Here is an 11482-nt window from a genome sequence, read left to right as displayed (position 1 = left end):
CACAGATCCTCGGGCGAACGCACCCCGCCCGGATAACGGCACGCCATACCGACGATGGCTATGGGCTCGTCGTCCTCGGCGGGTCCGGCGGCGGCCTCCGGTGCCGGCACTCCGGTGCGGCCGGTGAGTTCGGTGCGCAGCTGCCGGGCGAGTGCCTGGGCGTTGGGGTGGTCGAAGACCAGCGTGGCGGACAGGGTGAGACCGGTCTCGTCGTTGAGCCGGTTGCGCAGTTCGACGGCGGTCAGCGAGTCGAAGCCCAGCTCCTTGAAGGCCCGGTCGGCCTCGACCTCGCCGATGCCGCTGTGCCCGAGGACGGCTGCCGCGTGCGTGCGGACGAGGTCGACCAGCAGCGTGTGCTGTTCGTTCTCCGGCAGCGCGGTGATGCGGCCGGCCAGCGGCGAGTCGGCGGCCGTTCCCGGCCCGCCGGAGGAGCCGCCCGCGGTGCGGATCTGCTCGGCCTCCGGGAGGTCGCCGAGGAGGGCGCTGGGGCGGCCCATGGTGAACGGGGGCAGGAACCGTCCCCAGTCGACGTCGGCCAGTGTGGTGGTCGCCTCGCCCGAGTCCAGCGCCTGCCGCAGCCCGACCAGGGCGAGCGCGGCCGGCATCGGGATCAGGCCGCGGCGGCGCAGCCGCTCGTCCGCGCCGTCGCCCTCGGCCATGCCGCCGTCGGCCCACGGGCCCCAGGCCACGGCGGTCGCCGGCAGGCCCTGGGCCCGGCGGCGTTCGGCGACCCCGTCGAGCAGGGCGTTGGCCGCCGCGTAGGCGGCCTGGTGGCCGCTGCCCCACACGCCGGCGATGGAGGAGAAGAGGACGAAGGCGTCCAGCTCCCGGTCGTGGAGCAGCTCGGCGAGGTGCAGGGCTCCGGCCGCCTTGGCGGACAGCGCGTCGGCGAAGGCGCCCGGTGTCATGGCGTCCAACGGGTCCAGGTGGTCCACGCCCGCGGCGTGGACGACGGCGTCCACCGGGTGCTCGGCGAGCAGCCCGGCGAGCGCCTCGCGGTCGGCCGCGTCGCACGCGGCGACGGTGACCCGGGCCCCTGCCGTCTCCAGCTCCGCGACGAGGTCCGCCGCGCCGGGTGCGTCGGGGCCGCGGCGGCTGGTGAGCACCAGGTGCTCCGCGCCGGCTTCGGCGAGCCAGCGGGCCACGTGCCCGCCCAGCGCACCCGTACCACCCGTGATCAGCACCGTGCCGCGCGGCGACCAGCGCTGCCCGGCCGGGGTGTCGCGACGGGCGGTGACATGGGCCAGTCGGCGGCCGAACACGCCGCGGTGGCGGATCGCGACCTGGTCCTCGTCCCGCTGGCCGAGGACCGCGGCGAGGCGGCCGACGATGCGGCCGTCGATCGTGCCGGGCAGGTCGATCAGGCCGCCCCAGCGGTCCGCGTGCTCCAGCGCGGCGACCCGTCCCAGGCCCCAGACGGCGTTCTGGGCGGCGCTCGGAACCGTGTCCGCACGGCCGGTGGACATGGCGGACCTGGTCAGTGCCCACAGCGGGGCGTCGATCCCCGCGTCGCCCAGGGCCTGCACGAGCGCCAGGGTCAGCGCGGTGCCGACGCGCAGGGCCGGGTGCCCGGAGTACGGCCGCTCGTCGGTGCCGAGCAGGGAGAGCACGCCCTCGAGCGGGGTCCGCCCGGCGGCGTCGGTGAGCTGCCGCCGCAGTGCGCCGCGGTCGGCGTCGGGAGCGACCGCCACGCGGACCAGCCGGGCACCGAGGGCGGTGAGCCCGTCGGCGACGGCGGCGGTCCACCCGGTGGCCTCGGGGTCGCCGGGATCCTCGGTGGACAGCAACAGCCAGTCGCCCGTGAGCCGGCCCGTCCGCAGGCCGCCGAGCGGCTTCCAGGCCGTGCGGTAGGACCAGCCTTCCGCGGCGGACTCCCGGCGCTGCCGCCGGCGCCACGCGGACAGCCGGGGCAGCACCGCGTCCAGCTGTCCGGCGGGCAGGTCGAGGGTGGCGGCGAGGGACTGGGCGTCCTCGCGCTCCACCGTCTCCCAGAACCCGGCCTCCACGGCGTCGGCCCCCGTCGCGGCGGCCGTGGGCGCGGTGGTCGTGAGCCAGTACCGCTGGTGCTGGAAGGCGTAGGTGGGCAGGTCGGTGCGGCGGGCGCCGCGGCCCGCGAAGTACGCGTGCCAGTCGACGGGGACGCCGTGCACGTGGAGCCGCGCGAGGGCGTCGGTGATTGTTTCGGGCCCGGGGCTGCCGGACCGGGTGGTGGGGACGGTGACCGCGTCGTCCAGGCAGGTCCGGGCCATGCCGCTGAGCACCGTGCCGGGTCCGGTCTCCACGAACGTGGTCACACCCAGCTCGCCGAGCGTCGCGATGCCGTCGGCGAAGCGCACGGCCTCGCGGACGTGCCGGACCCAGTAGTCCGCGGTGTACGAGTCGATGAGCCGGCCGGTGAGGTTGGAGACGACCGGTGTCCGGGGGGGCTCGAAGCGCAGACCGGCGGCGACGCGGGCGAACTCCTCCAGCACAGGGTCCATCAGCGGCGAGTGGAACGCGTGGCTCACCGCGAGCCGGGACGTCCTGCGGCCCTCCTGGGCGAAGTGTGCGGCGACGGCCGCCACGGCGTCCTCGGCCCCCGAGAGCACGACGGACCGCGGACCGTTGACGGCCGCGATGCCGGCGCCCTCGGTGAGGTGCGGCAGGACCTCGTCCTCGGTGGCCTCGACGGCGATCATCGCCCCGCCCTCGGGCAGCGCCTGCATCAGCCGGGCCCGCGCGGAGACCAGCGTCGCGGCGTCCTCCAGCGTGAGTGCCCCGGCCACGTGCGCGGCCGCGATCTCGCCCACGGAGTGCCCGGCCAGGTAGTCGGGCCGCACACCCCAGGACTCCAGCAGCCGGTGGACGGCGACCTCGTGCGCGAACAGCGCGGGCTGGGTGAAGGCGGTGCGGTTCAGGTGCTCGCCGTCCTCGTGGCCGTCCTCGCCGAAGGCCACGGCCCGCAGCGGCTGGTCCAGGTGCCGGTCGAGGTGGGCGCAGACCTCGTCGTACGCCTCCGCGAAGACCGGGAACGCCTCGTACAGCTCCCGTCCCATGCCGGCGTGCTGGGAGCCCTGACCGGAGAAGAGGAACCCGACCTGGCCGGTGTCGGCGCGCCCGAGGTAGGCGCCGGGCGCGGGCCGCCCCTCGGCCAGAGCCCGCAGGCCCTCGGTGAGCCGGCCGTGGTCGTCGCCGACCACGGCGGCGCGGTGCTCCAGGGCGGTTCGGGTGGTGGCCAGGGAGAAGCCGATGTCGGTGAGGGAGGGCCCGGTGCCGTCGGCGGTACGGACCAGCAGGCGCTCGGCCTGGGCGCGCAGCGCGGCCTCGGACTTGCCGGACAGCACCCACGGCACGGTCGCCGAGGCGACCTCGACCGGTGCGACGGGGGCCGGTTCGGCCACCGGGGCCTGCTCGATGATGGTGTGGGCGTTGGTGCCGCTGACGCCGAAGGAGGAGACGGCGGCCCGGCGCGGGCGGTCCGTCTCCGGCCAGTCGACGGCCTCCGTCAGCAGCCGCACGTCACCCGCCGACCAGTCCACGTGCGGCGTCGGCTCCTCGGCGTGCAGCGTCCGCGGCAGCACACCGTGCCGCAGCGCCATCACCATCTTGATCACACCGGCCACCCCGGAGGCGGCCTGCGCGTGGCCGATGTTGGACTTCAGCGAACCCAGCCACAGCGGCCGGCCCTCCGGCCGCTGCTGCCCGTAGGTGGCGAGCAGCGCCTGTGCCTCGATCGGGTCACCCAGCCGGGTGCCCGTGCCGTGCGCCTCGACGGCGTCGACGTCGGCCTCACCGAGCCCGGCGGAGGCCAGGGCCTGCCGGATGACCCGCTGCTGCGCGGGACCGTTGGGCGCGGTCAGGCCGTTGGACGCGCCGTCCTGGTTCACCGCGCTGCCCCGCACGACCGCCAGCACCTGGTGGCCGTTGCGCACGGCGTCGCTGAGGCGCTCCACGAGCACCACGCCCGCGCCCTCCGCCCAGCCGGTGCCGTCCGCGCCGGCCCCGAACGCCTTGCAGCGGCCGTCGACGGAGAGTCCGCGCTGCCGGCTGAACTCGACGAACGCGGCCGGCAGGGCCATGACGTTCACACCGCCCGCGACGGCCATCGTGCTCTCGCCGCTCCGCAGCGACTGCATGGCCAGGTGCAGGGCCACCAGCGACGACGAGCACGCCGTGTCGACGGTGACCGCCGGGCCCTCCAGGCCGAACGAGTAGGCGACGCGCCCGGAGACGACGCTCGCGGCGCTGCCGGTGAGCAGGTGGCCCTCGACTCCCTCGGGGACCTCCGGGAGGCCGGCGCCGTAGCCCTGGTAGGACATGCCGACGAACACGCCCGTGCGGCTGCCCTTGAGGGAGGCCGGGGCGATGCCGGCCCGCTCGAACGCCTCCCACGTGATCTCCAGCAGCAGCCGCTGCTGCGGGTCCATCGCGATCGCCTCGCGCGGCGAGACCCCGAACACCGCGGCGTCGAAGTCACCCGCCTCGTGCAGGAAGCCGCCGGCGAGCGTGTACGTCTTGCCCGGCGCGCCGGGGTCGGGGTCGTAGAGGCCCTCGACGTCCCAGCCGCGGTCCTCGGGGAAGGCGGTGATCGCGTCGCCGCCGGACGTCACGAGCTGCCACAGGTCCTCGGGCGAGCCCACGCCGCCGGGCAGGCGGCAGCTCATGGCCACGATCGCGATGGGCTCGTCGCCGCCGGTGGCGGCCGGGTGCAGCTCCTGGGGCGCGGCTTCCTGCGCACCGAGGAGCTCGGTGCGCAGGAAGCGGGCCAGGGCGGTGGCGTCGGGGTGGTCGAAGACCAGCGTGGTGGGCAGCTTCAGACCGGTGTCGGCCGTGAGCCGGTTGCGCAGTTCGACGGCTGTCAGCGAGTCGAAGCCGAGGTCGTTGAAGGCCCGGCCGGGCTCCACCGCCGCGGCGCCGTCGTGGCCGAGCACGACGGCCGCGTGCGCGCGGACGAGGTCCACCAGTGTGCGGTCCTGCTCGCCCGCGGACAGCACGGCCAGCTTCGCCGCGAGCGCGTTGCCGGCCTCGGCGCCGCCGGAGGCCGGGGCCTCCAGGGCGCCGCGGGCCTCGGGCATGTCGGAGAACAGGGCGCTGGGGCGGGTGACGGTGAACGGGCCGATGAACCGCTGCCAGTCGAAGTCGGCGACGGTGAGGAGGGTCTCGTCGTCCGCCACCGCCTGCTGCAGCGCGGAGATCGCCAGGGCGGGGCGCATCGGCGGCAGGCCACGGCGGCGCAGCATCTCCTCCCCGTCGCCGACGCCGGCCATGCCGCCCTCGGCCCAGCCGCCCCAGGAGACGGCGAGCGCGGCGCGCCCGCGGGCCCGCCGGTACTCGGCGAGAGCGTCCAGGTAGGTGTTGGCCGCCGCGTAGGCGCTCTGGCCGGCACCGCCCCAGATGCCGGCACCCGAGGAGAACATGACGAAGGCGTCGAGATCCCGGTCGGCCAGCAGTTCGTGCAGGTGTGTGGCGCCCGCTGTCTTGGCCGCGACCGTGCCGGCGAACCCGGCCTCGTCGCTGTCCTCGATCATGGCGTGGTCGCTGGCGCCGGCGGCGTGCACCACGGCGTCGACGGGGTGCACGGCGAGCAGGGCCGCCACCGCGTCGCGGTCGGCCACGTCGCAGGCGGCGACGGTCACGTCGACGCCCGTCTCCTCCAGCTCGGCCCGCAGAGCGGCGGCACCGGGGGCGTCCAGGCCTCGGCGGCCGGCGAGCACCAGGTGCTCCGCTCCCGCACCGGCGAGCCAGCGGGCCACGTGCCCGCCCAGCGCACCCGTACCACCCGTGATCAGCACCGTGCCGCGCGGCGACCAGCCCCGGGCGGGGCCGGTGGCGCGGGCGGCCCGCACGAGGCGGCGTCCGAAGGCGCCCGAGGCGCGGACGGCGACCTGGTCCTCGGCCGTCTGGCCGAGGACGGCGACCACGCGGGCGGCGGTCCGGGCGTCGAGCACGTCGGGCAGGTCGAGCAGGCCGCCCCAGCGCTGCGGGTGTTCGAGCGCCGCGGCCCGGCCGAAGCCCCACACCTGCGACTGCAGCGGGCGGTCCACGCGGTCGGAGCGGCCGGTGGCCACCGCGCCGCGGGTGGCGCACCACAGCGGCGCGTCGATGCCCGCGTCGCCGAGCGCCTGCACCAGCCGGAGGGTCGCGGCGAGCCCGTTGGTCAGTGCGGGGTCGGTTCCCGAGGCGCTGTCGTCCTCGGCGAGCAGGGAGAGCACGCCGGTCACCGGGCCGGCGCCGGCCAGTTCGCGGGCCAGCGCCCCGCGGTCGGTGCCGGGCCCGGCGACGAGTGTCACCAGGTCCAGGCCGCGGTCGACGAGCGCGGTGCGGACGGAGCCGGTCCACTCGCTCTCCGCGGCGGCGACCAGCAGCCAGGTGCCGGACGCGCCGGACCGTGGAAGCGCGCCGAGCGGCTTCCAGGTGACGCGGTAGCGCCAGCCGTCGACCACGGACTGCTCGCGGCGGTGGCGGCGCCATGCGGAGAGCCGGGGCAGGACGGCGCTCAGCGAGGCGTCCGCGTCCACGCCGAGGGCCGCGGCGAGGGACTCCGCGTCCTCGCGCTCCACGCTGTCCCAGAAACCGGAGTCCGCCGCGTCGGCCGGGGTGCCGGCGGCCGCCGGGCCCTCGTCACCTTCCAGCCAGTAGCGCTCGCGCTGGAAGGCGTAGGTCGGCAGGACGACCCGCCGGGCGCCGGGGAACAGCGCCTGCCAGTGCGGGGACACGCCGTGCACGTGGAGTTCGGCGAGTGCGCCGAGGACGGCCTGCCGCTCGGGGCGGTCGCCGCGCAGCACGGGCACGGCGACCGCGTCGTCGAGGCAGCCCTGGGCGAGGGCGCTGAGGACGCCGCCGGGGCCGATCTCCACGAACGTGGTCACGCCCAGCTCGTGCAGCGTCGCGATGCCGTCGGCGAACCGCACAGCCTCCCGGACGTGCTCCACCCAGTACTCCGGCGTGTACGACTCGACCAGCCGCCCGGTGAGGTTGGACACCACCGGAATCCGCGGCTGCTCGAACGACAGACCGGCGACCACCTCACCGAACTCCGCCAGCATCGGCTCCATCAACGGCGAGTGGAACGCATGACTCACCTTCAGCCGGGACGTCTTGCGGCCCTGCTCCCGGAACACCTCACCGATGGCGAGGACCGCCGCCTCGGCACCCGAGACCACCACCGACCGCGGCCCGTTGACCGCCGCGACACCCACACCCTCGGCCAGATGCGGCAGCACCTCCTCCTCGGATGCCTGGACCGCAACCATCGCCCCGCCCTCCGGCAGCGCCTGCATCAGCCGCGCACGGGCGGACACCAGCGCCGCGGCATCCTCCAGCGACAACACCCCCGCCACATGCGCGGCCGCGATCTCACCCACCGAATGACCGGCCACATAGTCCGGGCGGACGCCCCACGACTCCAGCAGCCGGAACAGCGCCACCTCCACCGCGAACAACGCCGGCTGCGCCGCCCCCGTCCGGTGCAGACCCTCGTCATCGACGTCGACCGGCGCCTCCAGACGCGCGCACGCCTCGTCGTACGCGTCGGCGAAGACGGGGAACGCCTCGTACAGCTCACGCCCCATTCCGATCCGCTGCGACCCCTGACCCGAGAACAGGAAACCGGTCCTGCCGCCGGAGCGGGCGCGTCCCAGCGTCACGTTGGCGGCCGGTTCACCGGCGGCGAGGGCGGTGAGAGCGTGCCGGAGGTCGTCCGGCTCCTGCGCCAGGAGCACCGCACGGTCCTCGAACGTCTCGCGCAGGGCCAGGGAGTAGCCGATGTCGGCGGCCGTCCAGCCGCCCACGCCGTCGAGGTGGCCGGCCAGCCGGGCCGCCTGGGCGCGCAGTGCCGCCTCGCCCTTGCCCGACAGCACCCAGGGCACCGGCGCGCTCGGGGCGGGTGCCGCGCCCGGCCCGGCCGCGGCGGCGGGGGCCTGCTCGATGATGGTGTGGGCGTTGGTGCCGCTGACGCCGAAGGAGGAGACGGCTGCCCGGCGCGGGCGGTCCGTCTCCGGCCAGTCGACGGCCTCCGTCAGCAGCCGCACGTCACCCGCCGACCAGTCCACGTGCGGGGTCGGCTCGTCCACATGGAGCGTCCGCGGCAGCACACCGTGCCGCAACGCCATCACCATCTTGATCACACCGGCGACACCCGCGGCGGCCTGCGTGTGGCCGATGTTGGACTTCAGCGACCCCAGCCACAGCGGCTGCCCGTCCGCCCGCTCCTGACCGTACGTGGCCAGCAGCGCCTGCGCCTCGATCGGGTCACCCAGCCTCGTACCGGTGCCGTGCGCCTCGACGGCGTCCACGTCGCCCGGCGTGAGCCCGGCCGAGGCCAGCGCCTGCCGGATCACCCGCTGCTGCGCGGGACCGTTGGGAGCCGTCAGACCGTTCGACGCACCGTCCTGATTCACCGCGCTGCCCCGCACGACCGCCAGCACCTGGTGGCCGTTGCGCACGGCGTCGCTGAGGCGCTCCACGAGCACCACGCCCGCGCCCTCCGCCCAGCCGGTGCCGTCGGCACCGGCGGCGAACGCCTTGCACCGCCCGTCGACGGAAAGTCCGCGCTGCCGGCTGAACTCGACGAAGACCGTGGGGCTGGCCATGACGGTGACACCGCCCGCCAGCGCCATCGTGCACTCGCCGTTGCGCAGCGACTGCATGGCCAGGTGCAGAGCGACGAGCGAGGAGGAGCAGGCCGTGTCGATCGTGACGGCGGGGCCCTCCAGGCCGAAGGTGTAGGCCACCCGGCCGGAGACGACGCTGGACGCGCCGCCGACGAGCCGATGCCCCTCGACGCCTTCCGGCATCCGGCGCGCCTCGGCCCCGTAGCCCTGGTAGGCCATGCCGACGAAGACACCGGTCCGGCTGCCGCGCAGCTGTGCGGGGGTGATCCCGGCCCGCTCGAACGCCTCCCACGAGGTTTCCAGCAGCAGCCGCTGCTGCGGGTCCATCGCCAGCGCCTCACGCGGCGAGATGCCGAAGAAACCCGCGTCGAACTCGGCGGCGTGGTGGAGGAACCCGCCGTCGCGCGCGTACGCCGTGCCGGGCCGCTCGGGGTCGGGGTCGTAGAGCCCGTCGAGGTCCCAGCCGCGGTCGGAGGGGAACTCCGAGACGGCGTCGCCGCCGGACGTCACCAGATCCCACAGGGCCTCCGGCGAGTCGACGCCGCCGGGCAGGTGGCAGCTCATGGCGACGATGGCGATGGGCTCGTCGTCGGCGGCGGCCGAATGCTGCGCCTGTGGTGCGGCGGGCTGCGCCTCGAGCAGTTCGCTCTGCAGGAAGCGGGCGAGCGCCGTGGCGTTGGGGTAGTCGAAGACCAGGGTGGGCGGCAGTGCGAGGCCGGTCGCCGCGTTGACCTCGTTGCGGAGTTCGACGGCGGTCAGGGAATCGAAGCCGAGGTCCTTGAAGGCCCGGTCGGGCTCGATCTCCGCCGCCGAGGAGTGGCCGAGCACGGCCGCGACGTGCGCGCGGACCAGGTCGGCCAGGGCCTGGGTGCGTTCGGCCTCCGGCAGTCCGGCGAGCCGGGCCGCCAGGGGCGTGGCGCCGGTTCCCTCGGCGGCGTCGGCCGGGGCGGCGCGGCGCACCTCGGGCAGCTCGGACAGCAGGGCGCTGGGACGGCCGAGGGTGAACGGTCCGATGAACCGGTCCCACGCGATGTCGGCCACGACGACCGCGGTGTCGTCGCAGTCCAGGGCGCGCTGGACGGCGGTCACGGCGAGGGCTGCGGGCAGGGTGACGACCCCACGGCGGCGCAGGTGCTCCTCGTCCGAGTCGGTGACCATGCCGCCGTCGGCCCAGGGGCCCCAGGCGATGGCGGTGGCGGTCAGGCCCCGGGCCCTGCGCCGGGCGGCGAGCCCGTCGAGGAAGGCGTTGGCGGCCGCGTAACCGGTCTGCAGCCCGCTGCCCCAGACGCCGGCGATCGAGGACAAGAGGACGAAGGCGTCCAGCTCACGGTCGCCGAGCAGGTCGTCCAGGTGCGCGGCGCCATGGGCCTTCGCCGCCAGGGTGCGGGCGAGATCGGCCGGGGCCAGCTCGTCGAAGGCGCCGAACTGGGGCACGCCCGCGGCGTGGAAGACGGAGGTGAAGGTGTGCTCGGCGAGCAGCGCCGCCACCGCGTCGCGGTCGGAGACGTCGCAGGCGGCGAGGGTGACGCGCGCGCCCAGCTCCTCCAGTTCGGCCTTGAGCGCGGGCGCGCCGGACGCGTCGGCGCCGCGGCGGCCGGCGAGCACCAGGTGCTCGGCGCCGGCACCGGCGAGCCAGCGGGCGATGTGCCCGCCCAGCGCGCCCGTACCGCCGGTGACCAGGACGGTGCCGCGTGGCGTCCACGGCCGGCCGCTCTCGCTGCGGGCGTGGGCGAGCCGGGCGGTGAACACGCCGGAGGAGCGGACGGCGACCTGGTCCTCCCCGCCCTCCCCGGTGCCGGTCCCCTGGCCGAGCGAGGCGGTTCCCTGTCGCAGTACGGCGGCGATACGGCCGGCGGCGCGCTCGTCGACGGCCGCGGGCAGATCGATCAGGCCGCCCCAGCGCCGGGAGTGTTCCAGGGCCAGGGCGCGACCCAGCCCCCAGACCTGGTTCTGCACGGCGCTCAGCGGCGCGTCGTCGGATCGGCCGGTGGCGGCCGCGCCCCGGGTGACGCACCACAGCGGTGCGTCGACGTCCGCGTCACCCAGCGCCTGGGCCAGGGCCACGGTGTGCGCGAGCCCCTGCGGCAACGCGGGCTGCCCGGGCGTGGCGGTCTCGTCGACGGCGAGCAGCGACAGGATGCCGTCGACCGGTCCGGCGGCGGCCACGGCTGAGGTCAGCTCCTCGGCCAGGGACGCGCGGTCGGCGCCCACGCCGGTCGCGAGCGGGACCAGGTACGCGCCGCGTCCGGTGAGGGACTCGTGGACCGTCCGGGCCCACTGGTCGCCCTCGGGGGCGGCGAACAGCCAGGTGGTGCCCGTGAGGTCACCGGCGGAGAGGCCGTTCAGCGGCTGCCACGTCAGCTGGTAGCGCCAGCCGTCCACGAGGGACTGCTCGCGCCGTCGGCGGCGCCAGGCGGAGAGCTTGGGGATGACGACGTCGAGTTCCCCGGGGCTAAGCTCCAGCGTGGCGGCGAGGGACTGGGCGTCCTCCCGCTCGACGCTCGCCCAGAACTCGGCGTCGACCGCGTCCACGGCTGCGGCCTCTGCCTCGGCCTCGGGAGCCTCCAGCCAGTAGCGCTCGCGCTGGAAGGCGTAGGTCGGCAGGTCGACGCGGCGGGCACCCGGGAAGAAGGCGCGCCAGTCCACTTCGTGCCCGTGCACGTGCAGGTCGGCGAGGGCGGTGACGACGGCCTGCTCCTCGGGGCGGTCGGCCCGCAGGACGGGCACCGTGACGACGTCCGCGTCGCCGTCGAGGCAGCCCTGGGCGAGGGCGCTCAGGACACCCCCCGGCCCGATCTCCACGAACGTGCCCACACCCAGCTCGTGCAGCGTCGCGATGCCGTCGGCGAACCGCACCGCCTCGCGGACGTGCTCCACCCAGTACTCCGGCG

1 protein-coding gene is annotated in these 11482 nt (G+C 75.8%); it reads right to left on the bottom strand.

Features of this window, described 5'->3' with window-relative positions; translation table 11 throughout:
* The coding region (locus IE242_RS37180) for a type I polyketide synthase (protein WP_189867510.1) at positions 1–11482 on the bottom strand (11482 nt) is incomplete at both ends.

It is taken from the genome of Streptomyces poonensis, assembly GCF_014650915.1.
Taxonomy (GTDB): domain Bacteria; phylum Actinomycetota; class Actinomycetes; order Streptomycetales; family Streptomycetaceae; genus Streptomyces; species Streptomyces poonensis.
Note: the sequence above shows the minus strand (reverse complement) of the source record. Positions and strands in the feature narration are given on the sequence as shown.